The 21,031-nt window shown below is 68.7% G+C and carries 23 protein-coding genes; 11 read left to right on the forward strand and 12 right to left on the reverse strand.

Annotation, left to right across the window (positions count from 1 at the left end; all coding sequences use genetic code 11):
- Positions 1 to 33 precede the first annotated feature (33 nt).
- From AC3WLN_RS07680 to secG, 6 genes are all read right to left on the reverse strand, one after another.
- Positions 34 to 336: a hypothetical protein gene (locus AC3WLN_RS07680; protein WP_492480442.1), complete on the reverse strand. Its 303-nt coding sequence runs from the start codon at positions 334 to 336 to the stop codon at positions 34 to 36.
- A 75-nt stretch (positions 337 to 411) separates the two neighbouring features.
- Positions 412 to 1,575 (reverse strand): glutathionylspermidine synthase family protein, encoded by a 1,164-nt coding sequence (locus tag AC3WLN_RS07685; protein ID WP_492480464.1) that lies wholly within the window; start codon positions 1,573 to 1,575, stop codon positions 412 to 414.
- Positions 1,575 to 2,141: a DUF1190 domain-containing protein gene (locus AC3WLN_RS07690; RefSeq protein WP_492480443.1), complete on the reverse strand. Its 567-nt coding sequence runs from the start codon at positions 2,139 to 2,141 to the stop codon at positions 1,575 to 1,577. The genes AC3WLN_RS07685 and AC3WLN_RS07690 overlap by 1 nt, the downstream gene beginning before the upstream one ends.
- Before the next feature lie 184 nt (positions 2,142 to 2,325).
- Positions 2,326 to 2,724: a DUF350 domain-containing protein gene (locus AC3WLN_RS07695; protein ID WP_492480444.1), complete on the reverse strand. Its 399-nt coding sequence runs from the start codon at positions 2,722 to 2,724 to the stop codon at positions 2,326 to 2,328.
- A gap of 18 nt (positions 2,725 to 2,742) precedes the next feature.
- Positions 2,743 to 4,371, reverse strand: coding sequence for a CTP synthase (pyrG, locus tag AC3WLN_RS07700; protein WP_492480445.1), 1,629 nt, complete (start codon positions 4,369 to 4,371; stop codon positions 2,743 to 2,745).
- A gap of 244 nt (positions 4,372 to 4,615) precedes the next feature.
- Entirely contained in the window at positions 4,616 to 5,044 is a 429-nt protein-coding gene (gene secG / locus AC3WLN_RS07705; RefSeq protein WP_492480446.1) for a preprotein translocase subunit SecG, read from the reverse strand.
- Between the two features lie 297 nt (positions 5,045 to 5,341).
- Here secG and AC3WLN_RS07710 point away from each other — a divergent pair, with 297 nt between their 5' ends.
- On the forward strand, positions 5,342 to 5,794 hold the full coding sequence (locus AC3WLN_RS07710) for a nuclear transport factor 2 family protein (protein ID WP_492480447.1): 453 nt from the start codon (positions 5,342 to 5,344) through the stop codon (positions 5,792 to 5,794).
- A 22-nt stretch (positions 5,795 to 5,816) separates the two neighbouring features.
- On the opposite strand, the gene AC3WLN_RS07715 is transcribed toward AC3WLN_RS07710, so the two are convergent.
- Positions 5,817 to 6,575 (reverse strand): GNAT family N-acetyltransferase, encoded by a 759-nt coding sequence (locus AC3WLN_RS07715; protein ID WP_492480448.1) that lies wholly within the window; start codon positions 6,573 to 6,575, stop codon positions 5,817 to 5,819.
- A 78-nt stretch (positions 6,576 to 6,653) separates the two neighbouring features.
- Entirely contained in the window at positions 6,654 to 7,418 is a 765-nt protein-coding gene (gene tpiA / locus AC3WLN_RS07720; protein ID WP_463774715.1) for a triose-phosphate isomerase, read from the reverse strand.
- 186 nt (positions 7,419 to 7,604) lie between these two features.
- Here tpiA and AC3WLN_RS07725 point away from each other — a divergent pair, with 186 nt between their 5' ends.
- The 7 genes from AC3WLN_RS07725 to AC3WLN_RS07755 all read left to right on the forward strand — a co-directional run bounded on the left by AC3WLN_RS07725 (position 7,605) and on the right by AC3WLN_RS07755 (position 15,493).
- Complete coding sequence (locus AC3WLN_RS07725; RefSeq protein WP_492480449.1) at positions 7,605 to 9,509, forward strand: peptidylprolyl isomerase; 1,905 nt, start codon at positions 7,605 to 7,607, stop codon at positions 9,507 to 9,509.
- A 7-nt stretch (positions 9,510 to 9,516) separates the two neighbouring features.
- The gene (gene trpE / locus AC3WLN_RS07730) at positions 9,517 to 11,055 is read left to right on the forward strand and encodes an anthranilate synthase component I (RefSeq protein ID WP_492480450.1); all 1,539 of its coding nucleotides are present in this window, start codon (positions 9,517 to 9,519) and stop codon (positions 11,053 to 11,055) included.
- A gap of 75 nt (positions 11,056 to 11,130) precedes the next feature.
- Positions 11,131 to 11,745 carry an anthranilate synthase component II gene (locus tag AC3WLN_RS07735; RefSeq protein ID WP_492480451.1) on the forward strand — a complete coding sequence of 205 codons (615 nt, stop codon included), beginning with the start codon at positions 11,131 to 11,133 and terminating at the stop codon, positions 11,743 to 11,745.
- A 63-nt stretch (positions 11,746 to 11,808) separates the two neighbouring features.
- On the forward strand, positions 11,809 to 12,834 hold the full coding sequence (gene trpD, locus AC3WLN_RS07740; protein ID WP_492480452.1) for an anthranilate phosphoribosyltransferase: 1,026 nt from the start codon (positions 11,809 to 11,811) through the stop codon (positions 12,832 to 12,834).
- Between the two features lie 45 nt (positions 12,835 to 12,879).
- Positions 12,880 to 13,743 carry an indole-3-glycerol phosphate synthase TrpC gene (trpC, locus tag AC3WLN_RS07745; protein ID WP_492480465.1) on the forward strand — a complete coding sequence of 288 codons (864 nt, stop codon included), beginning with the start codon at positions 12,880 to 12,882 and terminating at the stop codon, positions 13,741 to 13,743.
- Positions 13,744 to 13,751: 8 nt separating this feature from the next.
- On the forward strand, positions 13,752 to 14,237 hold the full coding sequence (gene moaC / locus AC3WLN_RS07750; RefSeq protein WP_492480453.1) for a cyclic pyranopterin monophosphate synthase MoaC: 486 nt from the start codon (positions 13,752 to 13,754) through the stop codon (positions 14,235 to 14,237).
- Positions 14,238 to 14,272: 35 nt separating this feature from the next.
- Positions 14,273 to 15,493, forward strand: a complete 1,221-nt coding sequence (locus AC3WLN_RS07755; protein ID WP_492480454.1) for a molybdopterin molybdotransferase MoeA — start codon at positions 14,273 to 14,275, stop codon at positions 15,491 to 15,493.
- Positions 15,494 to 15,515: 22 nt separating this feature from the next.
- On the opposite strand, the gene AC3WLN_RS07760 is transcribed toward AC3WLN_RS07755, so the two are convergent.
- On the reverse strand, positions 15,516 to 16,667 hold the full coding sequence (locus AC3WLN_RS07760) for a hypothetical protein (RefSeq protein WP_492480455.1): 1,152 nt from the start codon (positions 16,665 to 16,667) through the stop codon (positions 15,516 to 15,518).
- A gap of 3 nt (positions 16,668 to 16,670) precedes the next feature.
- A complete protein-coding gene (locus AC3WLN_RS07765) occupies positions 16,671 to 18,041 on the reverse strand; it encodes an RsmB/NOP family class I SAM-dependent RNA methyltransferase (RefSeq protein ID WP_492480456.1) in 1,371 nt (456 codons plus the stop codon).
- Positions 18,042 to 18,125: 84 nt separating this feature from the next.
- Here AC3WLN_RS07765 and AC3WLN_RS07770 point away from each other — a divergent pair, with 84 nt between their 5' ends.
- Entirely contained in the window at positions 18,126 to 18,353 is a 228-nt protein-coding gene (locus tag AC3WLN_RS07770) for a DUF1674 domain-containing protein (protein WP_492480457.1), read from the forward strand.
- Between the two features lie 76 nt (positions 18,354 to 18,429).
- Complete coding sequence (locus AC3WLN_RS07775; RefSeq protein ID WP_492480458.1) at positions 18,430 to 18,738, forward strand: cupin domain-containing protein; 309 nt, start codon at positions 18,430 to 18,432, stop codon at positions 18,736 to 18,738.
- 51 nt (positions 18,739 to 18,789) lie between these two features.
- Here AC3WLN_RS07775 and AC3WLN_RS07780 read toward each other — a convergent pair whose 3' ends face one another.
- On the reverse strand, positions 18,790 to 19,290 hold the full coding sequence (locus AC3WLN_RS07780; protein WP_492480466.1) for a L,D-transpeptidase: 501 nt from the start codon (positions 19,288 to 19,290) through the stop codon (positions 18,790 to 18,792).
- 225 nt (positions 19,291 to 19,515) lie between these two features.
- Complete coding sequence (bluB, locus tag AC3WLN_RS07785; protein ID WP_492480459.1) at positions 19,516 to 20,148, reverse strand: 5,6-dimethylbenzimidazole synthase; 633 nt, start codon at positions 20,146 to 20,148, stop codon at positions 19,516 to 19,518.
- A gap of 388 nt (positions 20,149 to 20,536) precedes the next feature.
- On the opposite strand from bluB, the gene AC3WLN_RS07790 reads away from it, so the two are divergent.
- A complete protein-coding gene (locus tag AC3WLN_RS07790; RefSeq protein WP_463774670.1) occupies positions 20,537 to 20,911 on the forward strand; it encodes a DUF2794 domain-containing protein in 375 nt (124 codons plus the stop codon).
- Positions 20,912 to 21,031: the final 120 nt, after the last annotated feature.

Consider the following 21,031-nt stretch of genomic DNA (forward strand, 5'->3'; position numbering starts at 1 on the left):
GCGTATCGGCCGCCGTCTCTAGATCAGATCGCGTCAGCGCTCGACGGTCTTGCCGCCGAAGGTCGAGAACGATTCGTCGATGACGTCACGCCGATTGGAATCGGCTTCGACCCGAACCTGGATCGCCCCGGTCAGCGCCGGCTCGCCTTCGGTGTCGGCCTTGTTGCGGCCGTCCTCAAGATCGGCGCCGGCCTGCTCCGTACCGGCGCTGTTGTGATCGCCCGCCGAGACCACCGTGATCACTTTCCGATCGATGCCGTGCTCTTGGACGAGGTGCTCCACGCTCATCTCGGCATCGCGGCGCGTTTCAAAGTCGGCGCTGAAGATCGGCGGCATTTGGAGGCTCCGTGCGGGAAGGACGATGGCTTGTCCCTGTCAATCGAGCAGCGGTGGCGACGTTCCGCTCACGGCTCATGCCGGCTCGATGTAGTGCGGGACGAACAGGGCGGTATTCGTCGTCACCGGACCCGTGCCGTCCCGGACGCACAGCCCGGCGGGCTCGTCACCGATGATCCAGGATCCGATGAGCGGCCGCCTTCCATCGAAGCTCGGAAGCGGTGCCAAGGCCTGGAGGATGTGGCCCTCCGCCCCGTAGGGACCTTCGGACTGCGCAATCGGCGCCCCGTTCTCGATCATCAGGATGTTGGCGCCTTCCCGCGATAGGAGCGGCTTGCGGACGAAGCTGTCGCCCAGACGGGCTCGGGCAGGATCGGACTCGAAATAGGCCGGCAACAGGTTCGGGTGCTTCGGTTCGCGGGCGTAGAGGTGTGGGAGCAGACCCTTGTTCGACAGCACCGCTTTCCACGGGGGCTCCAGAAAGCGTGTCTCGGTCCGGCCCAATGCCGCCGCGAAGGTGTCTTGGAAGACCCATTCCCACGGATAGAGCTTGAACAACCGGCTGATGGGGAGACAGCGCCAATCAACGAAGCGGCAGCGCTCGTCGAGTCCGATATCGGCAAGGTCGAGAAATCCGCATGCCAAGCCTGCCTGCCGGGCGCAATCCTCCAGATAGGCCACGGTCCCGCGGTCCTCGGCGGCATCCGCGAACGCGGCGAAGGCCAGGGTTCCGTCCCCGGGAAGATCGCGAAAACGCGCGATCAGCCGCTCGTGCACCGAGTTGAACTGATCAGTGCCGGTCGGAAGACGACCGCGGGCGAGGAGGTCTTCGAACCACAGCCACTGAAAGGCACCGGTCTCATAGAGGGCCGTGGGCGTGTCGGCGTTGTATTCGAGGAGCTTGGCCGGTCCGGTACCACCATAGGACAGATCCAGCCGCCCATAGAGGGATGGATCTCCCCGGCGCCAGCTGGCGCGCACCACGTCCCAGGCGTGCTCCGGAATCTGGAGTGACGCGAGGATGCGCGCGTCCTCGACCGCCGCATCGACGAAGTCCAGGCTCAGGGCGTGCAGGTCCGCGCTCGCCGCCTCGATGTCCTGTTCGATCTCCGCGAGGGAGAAGGCATAGGCGTGGCTCTCATCCCAGTAGGGCGAATCGTTCAGGGTGTGGAAGTGAAAGCCGTTCCGCGCCGCGACGTCCCGCCAGTCCGGACGCTCGCCGGTGTAGACACGGCGCATCAGCCGCCCCCGTGTAGCGCGGCTTCGGACTCGCCGCAGACCTCCCTGCCCGTGCCGCCGAAGCCTCCGAAGACGGCGCGCCGGACGGACGCAGCGGGCACCCGAGCAGCGCTGCTCGCCCCATCGGCAGCCGGATAGATCGGACATCCCCAACTCGTCCGGTAGCTCGACGCGGGTCCCAGCCCGAGGCTTCGCTGCGGATCGGCGTTCCGGAAGAGCGGCTGGGGTTCGAGATTCTGTGCCGCCGTCAGACCGACCGCGTAGGCCGCCATCTGGGGGACGAACATGTCGCCGAGCGGTTGTGTCGCCGCATCCTGCCGCCGGCATTGTCCGACGCCGTGCTGCGCTTCGCACAGGTCCGAGGTGGGATACGTCGGTGCCGCCGTTGCGTAGGTCTCGAGGGCTTTCGCGTAATCCGTTCGGCACTCCCCCGCTGTCCGGACCCGGCCCGCGCTGCAGGCCTCGGCATTCGGATAGATCCGGATGTCCTCCATCCGCTGCGTCGGATCGACCCTCGCCAGGGCCACCGCTGCCGCGCCCGCACCCGCCAGGAGGATCAGCGTCACGGTCTCAGAGCGCTTGAGGCCCCGGCTCTCTCCGGTCCCGTCCGTTTCGTCCTTCGAAGACATTCCCGTTCAGACCGCGTCTCGCGGCCAGCTCCTTGCCGCTGCGTTCGGGCGGCTGAATGAGGATGTGGTGATGAGCTTGACCGCCGGGAAGGCGTTGCGGGAGGCGATGCCCGAAATCGGCTCAGTAGGTCATCGCCGCGGCGTCGACGATGCCGCCTGCCAGGGAGGTTGCCGCGAGCAGCATGGCGCTCGCTGTCTCCCCGGCCTCGATGCGGCGGGACACATCGGGGAGGAGCAGTCGTGTGGCGAGATAGACCGCCACCTGTACGATGAGCGCCACCAGCCCCCAGACGATGCAGTCGAGGATCGACTGGGCATTGTGGATCGAGACGGCGAGCGGCAGCGTGTAGCCGACCAGACTGCCGCCGAGGGCGATCGCCGCTGCGAGATTGTTCTGACGGATCAGCGCCAGTTCGCGATGTCCCGTCGCTTGAAGATAGACGGCGAGATAGACGGTGATCAGCCCGAGAGAGACAGTCAGATAGGCCAGGAACGGACCGAGCCCCGCGATCGACGTCATGCGGCGCCCCCTCGGCGATCAGACCAGCCGGCTCTGGACCATCGCGGCGCCGATGAAGCTCTCGAACAGCGGGTGCGGCTCGAAGGGCCGGGATTTCAGTTCCGGATGGAACTGCACGCCAATGAACCACGGATGCCCGACATGCTCGACGGTCTCAGGCAGGAGCCCGTCCGGCGAGAGGCCCGAGAAGCGCAACCCCTTGGCCTCCAGGCACTCGCGATAGGCCATGTTGACCTCGTAGCGGTGGCGATGGCGCTCGGAGATGTCGGTTCTGCCGTAGATCTCGGCGATCTTCGAATCCGGGCGCAGGCTCGCCTGATAGGCCCCGAGGCGCATCGTTCCACCGAGATCGCCGGCCGCGGCGCGACGCTCCAGCTCGTTGCCCTTCAGCCATTCGGTCAGGAGGCCGACCACCGGCTCGGTGGTCTCGCCGAACTCCGTCGAGTTGGCATCCACGACGCCGGCGAGCGAACGGGCGGCCTCGATCACCGCCATCTGCATGCCGAAGCAGATGCCGAAATACGGGATCTTGCGCTCGCGGGCGTAGCGAGCCGCGCGGATCTTGCCCTCGGCACCGCGCTGACCGAAGCCGCCCGGCACCAGGATCCCGTGGATGCCTTCGAGGAACGGCGCGGGGTCTTCGCGTTCGAACACCTCGGCCTCGATCCATTCGAGGTTGACCTTGACCCGGTGGGCGATGCCGCCGTGGGTCAACGCCTCGGTGAGCGACTTGTAGGCGTCCTTGAGGCCCGTGTACTTGCCCACGATCGCGATGGAGACTTCCCCCTCGGGGTTCCGCACCCGCTCCGAAATCGTCCGCCAGCGCGACAGATCGGGCTCGTCCTGCGACGGCAGGCCGAAATGCGCCAGCACCTCCCGGTCCAGCCCGGCCTCGCGATAGGAGAGCGGCACGTCGTAGATCGAGGCGACGTCGCGCGCCTCGATCACGGCGGTCTCGCGCACATTGCAGAATAGGCCGAGCTTGCGCCGCTCATCGGCGGGGATCGGACGATCGCAGCGGCAGAGCAGCATGTCGGGCTGGATGCCGATGGAGCGCAGCTCCTTGACCGAGTGCTGCGTCGGCTTGGTCTTCAGCTCGCCGGCGGAGGGAATGTAGGGCAGCAGGGTCAGGTGCACGAAGGCCGTGGCCCCACGCGGCAATTCCTGCCCGAGCTGTCGGATCGCCTCGAAGAAGGGAAGGCCCTCGATGTCGCCGACGGTGCCGCCGATCTCTACCAGCACGAAGTCGAAAGCCTCGTTGCCTTCGAGGACGAAGGTCTTGATCGCGTTGGTGACGTGCGGGATCACCTGGATCGTCGCGCCGAGATAGTCTCCGCGCCGCTCCTTGGTGATGATGTCGAGGTAGATCCGCCCGGTGGTGATGTTATCGGCCCGCGTCGCCGGCAATCCGGTGAAGCGCTCGTAATGCCCGAGGTCGAGGTCCGTCTCGGCACCGTCGTCCGTGACGAAGACCTCGCCGTGCTGCGTCGGGCTCATCGTGCCCGGATCGACGTTCAGGTAGGGATCGAGCTTGCGTAGGCGGACCTTGTAGCCTCGCGCCTGCAGCAGAGCAGCGAGCGCTGCCGATGCGAGACCCTTACCGAGCGAGGAGACCACGCCGCCGGTGATGAATACGTACCGCGTCATGGGCCTCGGTCCATAAACAAGGGAGAACGATTCGCCAAACAACAAAAACGCCTATCCCCCGCGATGCGAGCGCATGCGCGTCGAGGACGTCGTCCGATCGGCATTCCAACGATGATCGGCGTCCAATCACTTGGACGCCGCATCTCTCAACGAACTGTGTTCTCGGCTGAATCAAAGAAGCTCAGCGAGCCCATCGCGTTTCCGTTACGACCCAGCGACGGATCGAGGCGCCCCCGACGCTCGATCAGCGGGACTGCGGCGCCTGCGGCACGGCCGGTTGAGCCGGGGCCGTCTCGGGAACCTGGGCAGGGGTGCCGGGCTGAACCGGAGCCGTGGGCTGGGCACCGCCCTGGCCCCGCAGGGTATCGAGCAGGTTGCCGGCGTTGGGCTGCGTCACAGGCTGGCTCGTTCCGGTTCCTTCCAGGATCGACCGCGGCGCAGCACTCCGGTGAGACAGGATCGCCAGCGCCATGCTGGTGGTGAAGAACAGCGCCGCGAGAATTGCCGTCGCGCGCGTCAAGGCGTTGGCCTGACCGCGACCGGTCATGAACCCCGCAACGCCGCCGCTGCCGCCGCCGCCGAGTCCGAGACCGCCCTCGGAGCGCTGGAGCAGGACCACGGCGATCAGGCCGAGGACGACGATGAGATGGATCGAGATCAGAACGGTCTGCATCGGGTTTCCGGAAGCTTCATCTCCCGCACGCCGATCGCCGGGGAAGCGGATCGAGCACGGGTGCACCACGGGCCGGAGAGTCCTGGCGCCGCCGACATATCCGCGGGGCCATACACCAGATGGCCCCGCGCGCCAACCGGACCCGTGTGCCGACGCGATCCCTGAAGGCCCTCAGGCCGGAGCCGAGCGCTTTCCCGACCGAGCCGAGCCGGGCTTACACTGTTTCCCGATCGGAGTAGGGTCCGCCTTGCTCGAAGATGACGGGGCTTCGAAGCCCGACCATGGAGGATGAACGCGTTGGCCAAGTCTCGTTCGTACTTTCGGGGATTCCTGCTGAGCGTCGTCGTCTCCGCGGCATGTCTGGCCGCCCTTCCGATCCGAGCCGCCGACGCCGAAAGAGAGGTCGAAGCTGCGGTGGATGCCCTGACGCAGGCCATGCTCGCCGCCGATGGGACTGCGCTGAATGCGCTCGTTCTCGACGGACTGAGCTACGGCCACTCGAGCGGCACCGTGCAGGACAAGGCCACCTTCGTCGAGGCCCTCACCAGCCGGCGCTCCAGCTTTCCCAGCATCACGCTGGCGAATCGCACCGCCTCCGTCGTCGGGGAGACCGCAGTGGTCCGGCACGTCTTTGACGGCGAAACGATCGCGAACGGCAAGACCGTGCCCGTGCATATCGGGGTGCTTCAGGTCTGGCATCGGGACGGTGGACACTGGCGTCTGTTGGCACGGCAGGCGTTCAAGCTGTGAGGCACACCGGGCATCGCAGAAGTCAGCCCCGGCGGCGGTAGCGATATCCGTAGAGGCTCCGGGTGAACCCCAAACCCGCATAGAGGGTGCGGGCCGGCAGATTCTCGGCGACCACCTGAAGGCATGCACTGGTCGCGCCTTCACGGCGCGCCCACGCCATCAGGGCCAGGATCAGGCTGCGCGCATGTCCCGCACGACGGTGAGCCGGATGGGTCGCCACGGACTCGAAGACGAGGATGCCCCGGTGCACGGCCCCATAGGCGACGGCGACCGTCCGGGCCCCTTCGACGCGCCGAGCGAACATTCTCGGCAGGATCAGGCACTCGACCGAGGCACGGTAGCACTTCCGGGCCACCTCCGACCCCACGCCCTCGCAATCGCCGTGGGCCGCCAACCACGTCGCATCCGGTGTCTCGGTGAGGCAGACATCGCCGATATCGCGCTCAGTGCCCGGCGAAAGCTCCGCAACGAGCGTGCAGGTCTCGCCCTCGCGCCGGAATCCGAGCCCGTCGAGGACGAGATCCATCTCAGGGACGAGGTCGGGCACGCGGACGATCAGGGGCTGGCCGAGGCTTCGATAGACGGCTTCGGCCTCAGCGACGACGGCAGCAGGGTCGTCGCGCCAGCCGCGCAGGGGATTGAGCGAATTCGTCCGCCGCGTCGGGCCGCCCGACGCGCGCAGGACCCAGCCCCCGAGAACGATCTCCCGCGGCGAGGGACGTGCGTTGCGGCAAGCCTCCTCGACGGCCCAGGCGCGATCCTCGTCCGACCGCCAGATCATCTCACCTGTCGCGTCATCGACATGAAGCTCCAACGGCGAATCGTCGAAGCGGCGGGCGGCGGGTTTACCAGCCGCTGATCAGCGCAGGTAGGCTCGGGCGATTCCGAGGAAGTCGTCGGCGACGAGGCTGGCGCCGCCCACGAGCGCGCCGTCGACGTTCTCCACCGCCATCAGTTCGCGCGCGTTGCTGGGCTTCACCGAGCCGCCGTAGAGGATGCGCACCGCCTGGGCCTCGGCACCGATGAGCTGCCCCAGCATTTCACGCAGCGAGGCGTGAACCTCGGCGATGTCGGCCGGAGTCGGTGTGAGGCCGGTACCGATCGCCCAGACCGGCTCGTAAGCGATCACGGTGTCCTTGGCGGTGGCCCCCTTGGGCACGCCGATCGCGAGTTGCGCGCGCACGATGTCGAGGGTCCGTCCCTCCTCGCGCTCCTCCTTCGTCTCGCCGACGCAGATGATGCCGCAGAGACCGGCGCGCCGGGCAGCGAGCGCCTTGGCATGGACGCCGTCATCGGTCTCGTGATGATAGGCGCGGCGCTCGGAATGGCCGACGATAACGTAGGAAGCGCCGAGATCCGCTAGCATTTCCGCCGAGATGCTACCGGTGAAGGCGCCGTTCGGCTTGGCGTGCAGATTCTGGCCACCGATGGCGATGGGCGAGCCGTAGGCCGCAGCGACGCACGAGGCGATCAGGGTCGAGGGTGGGCAGATCAGGACGTCGACCGTCTCGAGCAGGTCGGCGGTCAGGCCATTGCGGACGGCCTCAACCACGGAGACCGAGCTGCGCAGCCCGTTCATCTTCCAGTTGCCCGCCACCAGCGGCCGTCGCCCCGACTTCGTCATCCCGTTCCTCGCTGATGTGGCTTCTATGGCTTCGCTTCGCGGTTGAGCCGGCCCTAACAGAGCCTCGGAGGCCGCGCAAACCACGAACGCCCTTTGCGGTGACAGCCTGGATGGTCTATCGCGGGCGACTTTCCCAGGAATGACAGGCGCCCTCGGGCGCCTACGCGACGGGTACCCGGACGTTCGATGCTGCAGAACATGCGCAAGGCCAGCCAGCACTGGCTCGGCAAGATCATCCTCACGGTGGTCTTCACCTTCCTGATCGCCGGCGTGGCGATCTTCGGCGTCGAGGAATTCTTCCGCGCGGGCTCGTCCACCAGCGTGGCCACCGTCGGCCGGGCGCAGATCTCGGCCGAGACCGTGCGCAGCGCCTATCAGAACCAGCTTCAGCGCTATCAGAGCCAGACCCGCCGCACGCTGACCCCAGATCAGGCCCGGGCCCTCGGCATCGACCGGCAGGTGCTGGCGCAGCTCGTCAGCGAAGCTTCCCTCGACCAGCAGACCGTCGCCCTCGGACTGAGCATCCCCGACGCGGCCGTGTTGCGCGCGATCCAGGAGGAAAAGAGCTTCCAGGGCGCCGACGGCAAGTTCGATCCCGCGCTTTTCTACCAGACGCTCCAGCGCGCCGGCATCAACGAGGCGACCTTCGTGCGCGAGCAGCGCGCCGTCGCCGCCCGTCTGCAACTCGCCGAGGCGGTCGCGGCCGATCTGCACGTCCCCGAGGCGCTGCGCGAGGCGGTGCACCGCTACACCACGGAGCGCCGTTCGGTGGCCCTGTTGATGCTGCCGCCATCCGTGGCCGGCGACATCCCGGCGCCGTCGGAAGAGGCGGTGAAGGCGTATTACGAAGAGAATAAGTCGGCCTTCCGTGCTCCGGAAGCGCGCGCCGTCACCCTTCTGGTCCTCGATCCACAGGCGATGGCCAAGCCGGAGAGCGTGACCGCCGAGGACATCGCCAAACGCTACGACGCCGAGAAGAGCCGGTACGGGACGCCGGAACGCCGCACGATCCAGCAGATCGTCTTCCCCGACCAAGCTGCGGCCGAGGCTGCCCGCAAGGCGGTCGAGTCCGGCGAGAAGCCGTTCGAAGCGGTCGCCGCCGAGACTGGCGCCGATCCCAGGAACCTTTCCCTCGGCACCCTGTCGAAGGCCGAGCTATTCGATCCCGCCGTGGCCGACACCGCCTTCAGCCTGCCGCTGAGCACGGTGAGCCCGCCGGTGAAGGGCCGCTTCGGCACCGTTCTCCTGCGCGTCACCGCTATTCAACCGGAGACGGTGAAGCCGCTAGCCGACGTCTCGGCCGATATCGCCAGGACCATCGCTCTGGAGCGGGCCAACAGCGGCATCGACGCGACGCATGACGCGATCGAGGAGCAGCGCGCAAACTCGAAGCCCCTGGCCGACATCGCGAAGGAGCGGGACCTTCCGCTGAAAACCATCTCGGCCGTCACCGCACAGGGCCTCGATCCTGCGGGTAAGACCGTCGAAGGCATTCCGGACCGGGATACCACCCTCACAGCCTTGTTCCGGGCCGAGATGGGCGGCGACAACGAGCCCCTGCGCACCAAGACCGGCGGATACGTCTGGTATGACGTGACCGGCGTCGACCGAGCACACGACAAGCCTCTCGATGAGGTCCGCGAAGAGGTCGTCAGCCGCTGGCGCGCCGCTGAGGTCCAGAGCCGCCTCCTGGCGAAAGCGAAGGAATTGTCTGCGCGCCTCGACAAGGGCGAGGCCGTCGACGCCGTGGCGGCGGATGCCGGACTCAATGTCCAGATCCTGACAGACCTAGCCCGTAACCAGGCGCAGGGCGACCTGACGGCCGAAGTGGTCAATCGTGTCTTCGCCACGGCTGTCGATAAGTCGGCCTCGGCCGAAGCCGGAGAGAGTCGCGCGCTCTTCAAGGTCACCGCCGCGACGATGCCGGCCTTCGTGCCAGGCTCATCGGAGGACGATGCGATCACCAAGCGCTTCCAGCCGACGATCGCCGACGACGTCCTCGGCGAGTACATCGGCGACGTGCAGACCTCGGTGGGCGTGACCATAAACCAGGCGGCCTTCCGTCGGGCTATCGGCGGTGGCGAGTACTGATCCGGCGATGACCCAGGTGTCTGACTTCCAGGACCCCGCCTTCACGGCCTTCGCGGACGCATACGGTGCTGGCCGTCCCGCACTCTTGAGCATCACCCTGGTGGCGGACCTCGAGACCCCGGTCGCTGCTTTCCTGAAGCTGCGCGCGCAGCACGCCGGGACGGCCTTTCTGCTCGAATCGGTCGAGGGCGGGGTGGTGCGTGGACGCTATTCGATGATCGGCCTGGACCCCGACCTGGCGTGGCGCTGTCGGAACGGACGGGCTGAGATCGCTCGAGGGCCGGATCTCTCCGAGTTCGTTACGGAGGATGCGGCACCCCTCGAAAGCCTGCGCAACCTGATCGCCGAGAGCGCCATCGGTGCGGAGGGTGACACCGATGTGTTGCCGCCCATGGCAGCCGGCCTGTTCGGCTATCTCGGCTACGACATGGCCCGCGCCATGGAGAATCTCGGCGCGCCGAATCCCGATCCGGTGGGCGTGCCGGACGCGATCCTGGTGCGCCCACGCGTCATGGTCGTCTTCGACTCGGTCCGAGATCTCATCACGGTGGTCGGCCCGGTGCGCCCGGCGCCGGGCACCGGCGCTCGTACCGCCTATGAGACGACGCTTGCCCGACTGGAGCGGGTCGCCGAGGTCCTCGAAGGCCCCCTCCCCGTCGAGGCACGCATCGACCCGCGGGCCATCGCGCATCCTGAACCGGTCTCGAACACGACGCCCGAGGCATATCTGGCGATGGTGGCCCGGGCCAAGGAGTACATCGTCGCCGGTGACGTGTTCCAGGTCGTGCTGTCGCAGCGTTTCGAGGCGCCCTTCACTCTGCCGGCGCTGGCCCTCTATCGCTCTCTGCGCCGGACAAATCCTGCCCCGTTCCTGTGCTACCTCGATTTCGAGGATTTCCAGCTCGTCTGCTCCTCGCCGGAGATCTTGGTGCGGGTGCGGGATGGCCGCGTCACCATCCGGCCAATCGCCGGCACGCGCCGGCGCGGTGCGACGCCGGCCGAGGACAAGGCCTTGGCGGAAGAGCTGCTCGCCGATCCGAAGGAGCGTTCCGAGCACCTCATGCTGCTCGATCTCGGGCGCAACGACGTCGGGCGCGTCGCGCGCATCGGCAGCGTCACGGTGACGGGCTCGTTCTTCCTCGAATTTTACAGCCAGGTCATGCACATCGTCTCGAACGTCGAGGGCGACCTCGACCCGAAGCACGACGCCCTGGCGGCACTGGCTGCCGGCTTTCCGGCCGGCACCGTCTCGGGAGCGCCGAAGGTGCGCGCCATGGAGATCATCGACGAGCTGGAGCGCGAGAAGCGCGGCCCCTATGGCGGCTGCATCGGTTATTTCGGCGCACGCGGCGAGATGGATACCTGCATCGTGCTCCGCACGGCCCTGGTGAAGGACGGTCGCATGCACGTCCAGGCCGGGGCCGGCATCGTCTACGATTCAGACCCGACGTCCGAACAGCAGGAATGCGTCAACAAGGCCAAGGCGCTGTTCCGGGCCGCAGAGGATGCCGTTCTGTTCGCCAGCCGCGCGCGCCGGGGGCAGTAGCGCTCGGCACGGGCATGTGTTGACCCCTCGAAGGAGTCCGGTCAAACCGCTTGCATGCCTGCGCGTGAGCCGCCCATGTCCGACGTCCTCGTCATCGACAACTACGATTCCTTCACCTGGAATCTCGTCCACCTGATCGGCCCCCTGTGCGGCTCGATCGACGTGGTGCGCAACGATGCGATCACCACCGATGAGATCCGGACGCGCCGGCCGGACGCCGTGGTGCTGTCGCCCGGCCCCTGCTCCCCCAACGAGGCTGGCATCTGCCTTGACGTCGTCCGGGATCTGTCGGCCGAGATCCCGATCTTCGGGGTCTGTCTCGGACTGCAGGCCATCGGTCAGGCCTTCGGCGGCGATGTCGTGCGGGCCCCGACGCCGATGCATGGCAAGGTTTCGAGCATCCAGCACCGCGCCTCCGGTATCTTCCGCGGCCTCAACGGGCCCTTCGATGCCACCCGCTATCATTCCCTCGTCGTCGAGCGTGGCGGCTGTCCGACCGATCTCGCCGTCACGGCGGAAGCCGACGGCCTGATCATGGGGCTTCAGCATACCCACCGGCCCGTGCACGGCGTGCAGTTCCACCCCGAGAGCATCCTCTCGCATCACGGCTCGCAGATTCTTCGGAATTTCCTCGACATTGCGGCGGCGTGGAACGCGGCGCGTGACAAGGGGCGCGACGGCGTGCATTGACGGGACGCGTCGTCCCTCAGGAATAATCCCGGCCTCAGCACCGGAATGCCGCGCCCGAGTTCCATGGAATCCTTCAAGCCCCTCCTCGCGAAGGTCGCCATGGGTGCGAGCCTCACGCGCGACGAGGCCCGCCGGGCCTTCGACGACCTCCTCTCGGGAGAGGTGACGCCTGTCCAGGCCAGCGCCTTTCTCGTTGCCTTGAAGGTCCGCGGCGAGGCACCGGAGGAGATCGTCGGTGCCGTGGAGGCCATGCGTGCGCGGATGCTGCCGGTGCGCAGCGTCCCGGGCGCCGTCGACGTGGTCGGCACCGGCGGCGATCACTCGGGCAGCTACAACGTCTCCACCCTGGCCGCGATCATCACCGCCGCCTGTGGCGTGCCGGTGGCCAAGCACGGCAACCGGGCCGCCACCTCGCGCTCGGGCGCCGCGGACGTCCTCGCGGCACTCGGCGTACGCATCGGGCTCGCCCCCGACGAGTTGAGCCTGTGTCTGGCCGAGGCGGGATTGTGCTTCATGTTCGCGCAGACGCACCATGCCGCCATGCGCCACGTGGCCCCGGTGCGCGCGGAACTGCCGACACGGACGATCTTCAACATGCTCGGCCCGCTGGCCAATCCGGCCGGCGTACGACGCCAGCTCTTCGGGGTCTCGTCCCCGGCTTGGGCCGAGCCGCTGACGGGCGTGCTGGCCGAACTCGGCAGCGATCGGGTCTGGACCGTACATGGCAGCGACGGCCTCGACGAGATCACCGTGACCGGTCCCACCGCGGTGGTGGCGCTGGAGGGAGGCCGGGTCTCCCACTTTACCATTGATCCACGCGAGGTCGGCCTCCCACTCCATAGCCTGGACGCCCTGCGGGGCGGCGACCCGGCGCACAACGCCGTCGCCCTGGGACAGGTTCTGGATGGTGCCCGCAACGCCTATCGCGACATCGCCGTGCTGAATGCCGGCGCCGCGCTCGTGGTGGCCGAGGCTGCACACTCCCTTTCCGAAGGCGTCATGCGGGCCGGCGAGGCCCTCGACAGCGGCGCCGCGCGCGCCACACTCAAGACCCTGGTCCGTCTCTCGAACCTTCGCTCGAACGCCTGAAAGTCCGTCATGTCCGAGCCCAAGTCCGAGTCCAAGTCCGAGGCCATGTCCAAACCCGGTTCCGAGCCCCGGCCCGGCCCGGTTTCCGAGATCGCTCCCGCCGAGCGCAAGGACGTGCTGGCCCGCATCGAGACCTACAAGCGGCGCGAGATCGCCGAGGCGAAGCTGCGAGTCCCGCAGACCAAGCTCGAGAAGCGCATCGCCAACGTCTCGCCCCCCCGCGGCTTCGCAGACGCCATCGCCAGACATATCGCCCAGGAGCGACCGGCCCTCATCGCCGAGGTGAAGAAGGCCTCCCCCTCGAAAGGCCTGATCCGCGCCGACTTCGACCCGGCCGTCCTCGCCGCCGCCTATGAGGCCGGCGGCGCGACATGCCTGTCGGTGCTGACCGATACGCCCTCCTTCCAGGGCAAGCCCGAATATCTCACCGACGCACGCGCCGCCTGCTCGCTGCCGGTCCTGCGCAAGGACTTCCTGTTCGAGCCCTACCAGGTGTTCGAGGCGCGCGCCTGGGGAGCCGATTGCATCCTCGTGATCATGGCCTGCCTCGACGACGAGGAAGCTGCCGCCCTCGTGGAGACCGCGCACGACCTCGGCATGGATGTTCTCGTCGAAGTGCATGATTCCGAGGAACTGGCGCGTGCGCTCCCCCTCGGTACGCGGCTGGTGGGCATCAACAACCGCAACCTGAAAACCTTCGAGGTCTCGTTTGAAACCGCGATCCGCCTTGCCGAGGGTGTGCCCGCCGACCGGATCGCGGTGGCCGAGAGCGGGATCGCCGGGCATGCCGACGTGGTCCGTCTCGCGGAAAACGGTCTGGATACCATCCTGGTCGGCGAGAGCCTGATGCGCGAGGCCGACGTCACCGCGGCGACCCGACGCCTGCTCTTCGGCGACGCGAAGGCCTGAGGACGCCGATGGCCGAGCTCACACATCTCGACGCCTCCGGTGCGGCCAACATGGTCGATGTCTCGGAGAAGGAGGCCACCACCCGCACGGCACGGGCCACCGGCTCGGTGGTGATGCTGCCCGAGACCCTGCGCCTGATCCGCGAGGGCGACGCGAAGAAGGGCGATGTCATCGGCACCGCGCGACTGGCCGGGATCATGGCGTCCAAGCGCACGCACGAACTCATCCCCCTCTGCCACCCTCTCCTGCTCTCGAAGGTCCGCGTCGACTGCGAGGCCGATGACAGCCTGCCGGGCCTACGGGTGACGGCGGAGGTGAGGGTGCTCGGGCCGACCGGCGTCGAGATGGAGGCGCTGACCGCCGTCTCGGTCGCCTGCCTGACGATCTACGACATGGTGAAGGCAGCCGATCGCGGCATGCGCATCGAGGGCATCCGGCTGCTTGCCAAGGATGGCGGGCGTTCCGGCGCCTATCGCGCCGAGGATCACGCTTGAGCAGCACGCCTCCGAGAAGAAAGGGATCCGGGAGCATGATCCCGGTCGCCGAGGCGCTGTCTCGGGTGCTCGCCTCCATCCCGGATCCGGTCGAGTCCGAGACCGTTCCCATCGCGCAGGCCGCCGGACGCACGCTCGCGGCCGACCTGTCCGCGACCCGTACGCAGCCGCCCTTCGCCGCATCGGCCATGGACGGTTACGCCGTCCGCAGTGTCGACCTCGCCGAGGCACCTACCAGCCTGCGGATCATCGGCACCAGCTCGGCCGGCCACGGCTTCGCCGGTACGGTGGAACGCGGCGAAGCGGTGCGAATCTTCACCGGCGCGCCCGTGCCGGAGGGGGCCGATGCGATCCTGATCCAGGAGAACGCCGAAGCGACGCCGGAGGCCGTCATCGGACGGAAACCGGTGCCTGCCGGGCGCTTCATCCGCCCGAGTGGCCTCGACTTCCGAACCGGCGATCGTTTGCTCGCCGCCGGCGATCGCCTGGATTCGCGCCGGATCGCTCTGGCGGCGGCCGGAGGCCACGGCATTCTCCCGGTCCGGCGGCGTCCGCGCGTGGCGATCCTCGCCACCGGGGACGAGTTGGTCACGCCGGGCGAACCGGCGCGGTGGGACCAGATCGTCGCCTCGAACGGGCTCGCGATGGGGGCCCTGGTGCAGGAAGCCGGCGCCGAGGCGGTCGATCTCGGAATCGCCGGAGATACGCTCGCCGCCCTCGACGAGGCGATCCTGCGCGCGGTGTCGGCCGAGGCCGATCTGCTGATCACACTGGGCGGCGCCTCCGTCGGCGACCATGACCTCGTGCAATCCGCGCTGCGGACGCGCGGTCTGGAGCTCGGCTTCTGGCGCGTCGCCCTCCGGCCCGGGAAGCCACTGATGCACGGGCGCCTCGGTCGGATGGCCGTCCTCGGCCTTCCCGGGAATCCCGTGGCCTCGGTGGTCTGCGGAATGCTGTTCGTGGTTCCGGCGATCCGCGCGCTCCTCGGCGATCCGCGCGCGTCCGCCGACCTGTCCGAACCGGCCATCCTCGGCTGTGACCTTGCCGAGAACGATCTGCGCCAGGATTACCTCCGGTCTCGGATCGCGACGTCGCCCGACCGACTCCCGGTGGTGCATCCCGAAAATCGGCAGGATTCCTCGATGCTCTTCATCCTGGGTTCGGCCGAGGCGCTGCTGATCCGTGCTCCGTACGCGCCGGCCGCCAGGGCGGGCGAACCCTGCCGCATCCTGCGCCTCGACCGACGACTGCTCTGAGCGTCGAGGGCGGCAAGGCGGTTCAGCGCAGGTAGGTGACGCTGTAGAGCGTGCGGCGGAGAGACTCTTCGTCGACCCAGACCCGCCCGTTCTCACAGGCCTCGCGCATGCCCGGGCGCATGCGGGCGCAGTACTCCCCGGTGTTGTCCTGCACCCGGTACTCGCAGCGACCGCCTACCTTTCGGCGCCCGATCACCGGGCTGGCATGGTCCGCGTGGATATCCGGGTCCTTCGGATCGCGATCTTCCAGGAGGTACCAGCTGTAGCCGATGGTCGGAACACGACCATGGTCGAGGGCGTAGTCGATCATCGACAGGATGCGGCCGATCGCGCGCGGGCCGGGCGGCGTGCCCGAGTCCCGCATCTCGACGAACTCGGCTTGGTTGGCGGCGACCCGGTAGGACACCGGCAGAAGCGGCACCGGCAGGGGCTTCCGTCGGCAGCGCGCCTCGACATGGGCGATCCAGCCCGCATTGAAGGTATCGGTCTGCAGGTGACGCAGGTGCGGGACCGTTCCGGCCAGGCTGCGAAAACTCATCCGGCCAGGCGCGAGACGGCTTCGGTAGCGCAGGCGCCGCAACGTCGGATTGACGTAGCGATAGCCATCGTTGGAGGGTAGGTCGCGGTCCTCGCAGAGGCCGCCGATGTTGTAGAGCAGGGCCGCCGTATCCTCCTCGCCGCCCTCGATCTTGTCGAAGTACGGCAGCAGCTTCGGGTTTCCGAGACTGGACATCTCGGCGGCGTTGCGGCTCCAGGCGATGTCGGCCCGCCAGTTCGGATGCGCCGTCAGATGCTCGCGCAGGGCCGGAATCTTGGTCAGGCGCTCCGGGTCCGCGAAGTAGTATTTCGTCGCGACGTCGAGCGGTGCGATCTGGCGTCCGAGCCGATGCGAGATCATGTCGGCAGTGGCGTAGGCGAAGCAGATCGCGCTCTCGCCCTGGTTCAGCGGCATCTCGCGCGGCGACGGCGACAGGGCGACATCCCGCGTCCCCTCGTGCTCCTCGAAGGGAATGCTGGTCTCGACCGGCCCGCAGGTGGGATTGCGGACGTAGGTCGGGTGCAGCGGCAGGATGCGGGGATCGAACTGCGCATGGACCGGGACCGCTCCGCACGCGAGCGACCCCAGCACGACCGCCGCCGGAATGGCGCCGCGCAGGCCCTGCCCCCTACGCATCGGTCAGTCCTTTCGGCGCAGGCGGCTCGCGAAGAAGCCGTCCAGGCCGCCGCGCAGATCCGGCGTCGGACCATTGAGGTGTGCGGGCAGCGTCCGCAAGTCGCCGGCGGCGTCGATGAGGTCCGCCAAGCCGCCGACTTCACGGGCCTGGACGGGCATGCGCTCGAAATCCGGATTGCGGGTGAGGAACGTCGCGACCTGATACTCGCCCTCCTCTCGCTCCAGGGAGCAGGTGCAATAGACGAGGCGGCCGCCCGGCCGCACCAGCGCGGCGGCCTTGTCGAACAGGCGCTTCTGCAGACCGATCAAGCGACTGATATCGCTCTCCGTCTTGGTCCAGGCCACGTCGGGATGCCGACGCAGGGTACCGGTGGCCGAGCACGGCGCATCGAGGAGGACCGCGTCGAACGCGGATTCGTCGGGCAGCGCCAGCGCATCGCCCACGCGGATCTCCGCCTCGAGTCCGAGGCGGGCGAAGTTCTGCGAGAGGCGTTCCAGGCGCGGGCTCGACCGGTCGACGGCCAGCACCGCGGCACCGGCCGCCGCGAGTTGCGCGGTCTTTCCGCCCGGGGCGGCACAGAGGTCGGCGACGCGCTCGCCGGGGCGGACGTCGAGGAGTCGGGCCGGCAGGGCCGCGGCGGCGTCCTGCACCCACCACCGACCCTCGGCATAGCCCGGCAGGTCGGCGACGGCAGCATGGACGTCGTGCAGGCGTAGGCTCCCGGTCGGGAGGGCCACGCCGCCGAGGCGCTCGGCCCATTCGGCGGCCGCACCGCGCACCGTGATGTCGAGGGCCGCCCCCTGGAGATGGGCCGCCGCGATGGCACGGGCGGTGTCCTCGCCGTAGGCGGCGCGCCAGCGGCGGGCGAGCCAGTCCGGCGTGTTGTCGGCCAGCGGGTCGCCGGGATCGGCCACGATCGCGTCGCGCTCACGTACGATCCGACGCAGGACCGCGTTCACGAGGCCGGAGAGGTGCTGGAGTTGCGGATCGGCCTTGGCGAGGCGCACGCCGAGGTCGACGGCTGCATGATCGGGTACGTTGAGGTCGAGGATCTGCACGGCGCCGGTGGCCAGGAGCGCCACGAGGCGGGGCTGGTCCTCGGGAAGCCCCTGCGACATCCGGGCCGCGAGCACCCGGCGCAGGAAGCCGAGGCGCCGGAAGGTGGCGGTGGCGATGGCCCGGGCGAGGCCGGCATCGGCGGCGTCGAGGCCGGCGTTGCGGCTCGCCTGCGCCAGGGCGTCCTCGAGGGCGAAGCCGCGGGTCTTGCCGATGAGGTCGGCCACCGCGCCGTGGGCGACCTGACGCGCCGCGAGACCCGCGACGCTGCGGTCGATCGGCGCCGTCGGCGCATCCGTGTTGCGGCGTGTCGCCATGAATGCCACTTCCAAAGCCAGGGGCCCGTTCGCGACGGGCCCATCCCCGATTGCCCTTCCACCCGCAAGACCGAGATGCAAGCCATGACCAGCCCGGAGCCGACGGAAATCGTTGCGGAAGCGGCATCGACCGAGCGACGCGCCCTGACGCCGGAGGCGGCACGGGCACTGGCGGAGGCGGCCGAGCGGCGGGCGGCGATCGATGCGCGTGCGGCGGAGATCGCGGCCCGGCGGGAGCGCCAGGGCCGGGGCGGGCTGGAGCCGGTGCGCTACGACGACTGGGAGATCAAGGGCATCGCCGTCGACTTCTGAGGGCGTTTCGCCGCCGGAACGGCGGCAACTCCCTCTCGTTGTTCCGGCCACCGGCACAATGGCAGGGAGACGGACGATGGCCATCAAGGTTTCGAGCAGGAATGCGGGCGCCGATGCGCAGGGCGAGGTCGCCCTGGCGCGCGGACAGACCATCGCGATGCGGATGTGGCGCGACGAATCCCCCCGTGCGGACAAGCCCTTGGCGAAGAGCCCCTACGAGACGGTCGGCTACGTGATCGCCGGCCGGGCGGAGCTGATCGTCGAGGGCGAGACGGTGCTGCTCGAGCCCGGCGATTCCTGGCTGGTGCCGGAGGGCGCCGAGCACAGCTACCGCATCCTCGAGGCCTTCACGGCGGTCGAGGCGACGACGCCGCCGGCGCGCTGAACAGCCCTGGAATACCCGCGCGGTCGCGTCGAGGTCGCGCGGGTCCGGAGGCTATCGGGTGACGTAGACCTGCGTCCCCACCGAGACGCGTTCGTACAGGTCGGCGATGTCCTGATTGTACATCCGGATGCAGCCGTAGGACGCGTAGGTGCCGATGGAGTTCGGCCGGTTGGTTCCGTGGATGGCGTACTCGCCGCCGGCCAGGGTCATGGCCGCGACCCCCATCGGGTTGGAGGGCGAGCCCCCGGCGATCACGGCGGGCAGGCGCGGGTTGTCGCGCTTGACCTCGCGCGGGGGCGACCAGGCCGGCTCCACGTACTTGCCGTCGATCTGGGTGGCGCCGCTCCACTGCTTGCCGGGCTTGCCCACCGCGACGGGGTAGCGGATCGCGGTGCCGTCGCCGTTGACGAGGTAGAGCCGGCGCTCGGCGGTGCGCACGATGATCGAGCCCGGGCTGACGCCGTCGTGGAAGGCCACGACTTCCCGCGCCTGGACCGGGGCGCCGAGAAGCGCGGCACCCAGGACACCCGCGCCCAGGGCGGCGCCCGCCATCGCCACCACCCGCTGACCGTACCCGACCATGACCCGAACCTCCGAAAGCGTGACCGTTTGCCCGATCATCAATCGCGGAGGCGGGTTCTCGTTCCGGTAAAGCGAAGTGCTGGCGCCGGGGTAATACACGGCAATCCTGAACCGCGGTAAAGCAGGGCGGCCGGGAGCCGGTCGAATCCTCGGCTTCGACTTACGCCTTCGTTGACCTTACCGGTTCGCGCAAGGTCAACGCTCGATCAGCACCATGCCGCTGCCGAGGCGCTGCTGCCAGCCGTGGCGCACGAGTTCCGGGTCCTCGTGCTCCTCCACGGGAAAGCCGACGCAGAGATAGGCGACCAGGCTCCAGGCACAGGGCACCTCCAGGGTCTCGCAGACCGTGCCGGGCTCGAGAATCGAGACCCAGCCGACCCCGAGCCCATGGGCGCGGGCGGCGAGCCAGAAGGTCTGGACGGCGGTGACCACGGAGTAGCGCAGCATCTCCGGCATGGTGGCGCGCCCGAGGCCGTGCCCGGTGGCGGTGGCCTCGTCGCAGAACACCGCGAGATGGACCGGGGCTTCGCGCAGGCCGGCGAGCTTCAGGCGGACATAGGCCTCGCGCTGGTCGGCGGCGTAGGCCTCGGCGGCGGCGGCGTTGCAGCGCTCGAAGCTGGCGACGACCGCGGCGCGGCGGGCCGGCTCGGCGACCCGGACGAAGCGCCAGGGCTGGCTGTTGCCCACCGAGGGGCTGAAGCTCGCCAGGTCGAGGCAGCGGCGCAGCAGCGCCTCGTCGACCGGATCGGTCCGGAACCGGCGCACGTCGCGACGCCAGGCGAACAGGGTCGCGAGCGTCTGGCGAAACTCGGCATCGAAGCTGACCACGACCCGTCCCCGGCGAAGAAGGCCCCCTTCATAGACGGAGTTTCTCCGCGCGGCTTACTTTTTGGAAACGGACCGGCCGGGGGGCCAAAAAAAGGGCCGCACTCCGAAGAGGCGGCCTGAAGTCCTTGGGTCTCGAAACCTCTGGGATGTCGGTGCCGCCGATCCGGGCGCCGGCCGAAGAGCTGGGGAGCCGGTGTGATCGGACGCCGCGCCGGGACGGAACCGACGAAGTTTCGGCCACAGGTGTCGCGCCTCATCAAGGCCGACGCTGGGCCTGATGGCGGCGAAATCGTGGTGATGTGTTTCGCGGACCAGGCGCGAATCGCCGCCCTTGCGGCGGTGAAAGCCCGGCACCATGATGGAGGATCAGTCCGGAACAGGAGTGACGATGAGCGAGAGAACCGGTGCCGATCCGCGAGGGCCCGAGGCGGCTGCCCGGGTCATTCCCTTCCCGACCGCGCCGGTCCCGCCCCAGATCGCCTTCGACCGCGCGGAGCTGCGCGTGCTGTTCAACCTCTACGGCCGGATGGTCTCGCAGGGCGAGTGGCGGGACTACGCCCTCGATTTCCGGCGGGACAAGGCGGTGTTCTCGATCTACCGGCGCAGCTCGGAGATGCCCCTCTACCGGGTGGAGAAGGACCCGAAGCTGGCCCGGCGCCAGGGCGCCTACGCGGTGGTGGCGGCCTCGGGCCTGGTGATGAAGCGCGGCACCGACCTCGCCCGGGTGCTGGCCGTGCTGGAACCGCCGCTCCGGGCGGTGTGACGGGACTTCGCGACGCGACGGTGCCGGCTGCTCCGTCGGACTGCGGGATTCGACCAGCAGCGGACGCGGACGAGACACCCGGGTAGCAGCACCCGGTCATCCCGGGGCCGCGCAGCGGAA

The organism is Methylobacterium sp. FW306-05-D, assembly GCF_058782155.1.

Coding starts and splice junctions, on each gene's coding strand:
- AC3WLN_RS07680 (WP_492480442.1), bottom strand. CDS start 336: ATGCCGCCGATCTTCAGCGCCGACTTTGAAACGCGCCGCGATGCCGAG.
- AC3WLN_RS07685 (WP_492480464.1), bottom strand. CDS start 1,575: ATGCGCCGTGTCTACACCGGCGAGCGTCCGGACTGGCGGGACGTCGCG.
- AC3WLN_RS07695 (WP_492480444.1), bottom strand. CDS start 2,724: ATGACGTCGATCGCGGGGCTCGGTCCGTTCCTGGCCTATCTGACTGTC.
- pyrG (WP_492480445.1), bottom strand. CDS start 4,371: ATGACGCGGTACGTATTCATCACCGGCGGCGTGGTCTCCTCGCTCGGT.
- secG (WP_492480446.1), bottom strand. CDS start 5,044: ATGCAGACCGTTCTGATCTCGATCCATCTCATCGTCGTCCTCGGCCTG.
- AC3WLN_RS07715 (WP_492480448.1), bottom strand. CDS start 6,575: ATGATCTGGCGGTCGGACGAGGATCGCGCCTGGGCCGTCGAGGAGGCT.
- tpiA (WP_463774715.1), bottom strand. CDS start 7,418: ATGACGAAGTCGGGGCGACGGCCGCTGGTGGCGGGCAACTGGAAGATG.
- AC3WLN_RS07725 (WP_492480449.1), top strand. CDS start 7,605: ATGCTGCAGAACATGCGCAAGGCCAGCCAGCACTGGCTCGGCAAGATC.
- trpE (WP_492480450.1), top strand. CDS start 9,517: ATGACCCAGGTGTCTGACTTCCAGGACCCCGCCTTCACGGCCTTCGCG.
- AC3WLN_RS07735 (WP_492480451.1), top strand. CDS start 11,131: ATGTCCGACGTCCTCGTCATCGACAACTACGATTCCTTCACCTGGAAT.
- trpD (WP_492480452.1), top strand. CDS start 11,809: ATGGAATCCTTCAAGCCCCTCCTCGCGAAGGTCGCCATGGGTGCGAGC.
- trpC (WP_492480465.1), top strand. CDS start 12,880: ATGTCCAAACCCGGTTCCGAGCCCCGGCCCGGCCCGGTTTCCGAGATC.
- moaC (WP_492480453.1), top strand. CDS start 13,752: ATGGCCGAGCTCACACATCTCGACGCCTCCGGTGCGGCCAACATGGTC.
- AC3WLN_RS07755 (WP_492480454.1), top strand. CDS start 14,273: ATGATCCCGGTCGCCGAGGCGCTGTCTCGGGTGCTCGCCTCCATCCCG.
- AC3WLN_RS07760 (WP_492480455.1), bottom strand. CDS start 16,667: ATGCGTAGGGGGCAGGGCCTGCGCGGCGCCATTCCGGCGGCGGTCGTG.
- AC3WLN_RS07765 (WP_492480456.1), bottom strand. CDS start 18,041: ATGGCGACACGCCGCAACACGGATGCGCCGACGGCGCCGATCGACCGC.
- AC3WLN_RS07770 (WP_492480457.1), top strand. CDS start 18,126: ATGACCAGCCCGGAGCCGACGGAAATCGTTGCGGAAGCGGCATCGACC.
- AC3WLN_RS07775 (WP_492480458.1), top strand. CDS start 18,430: ATGGCCATCAAGGTTTCGAGCAGGAATGCGGGCGCCGATGCGCAGGGC.
- AC3WLN_RS07780 (WP_492480466.1), bottom strand. CDS start 19,290: ATGGCGGGCGCCGCCCTGGGCGCGGGTGTCCTGGGTGCCGCGCTTCTC.
- AC3WLN_RS07790 (WP_463774670.1), top strand. CDS start 20,537: ATGAGCGAGAGAACCGGTGCCGATCCGCGAGGGCCCGAGGCGGCTGCC.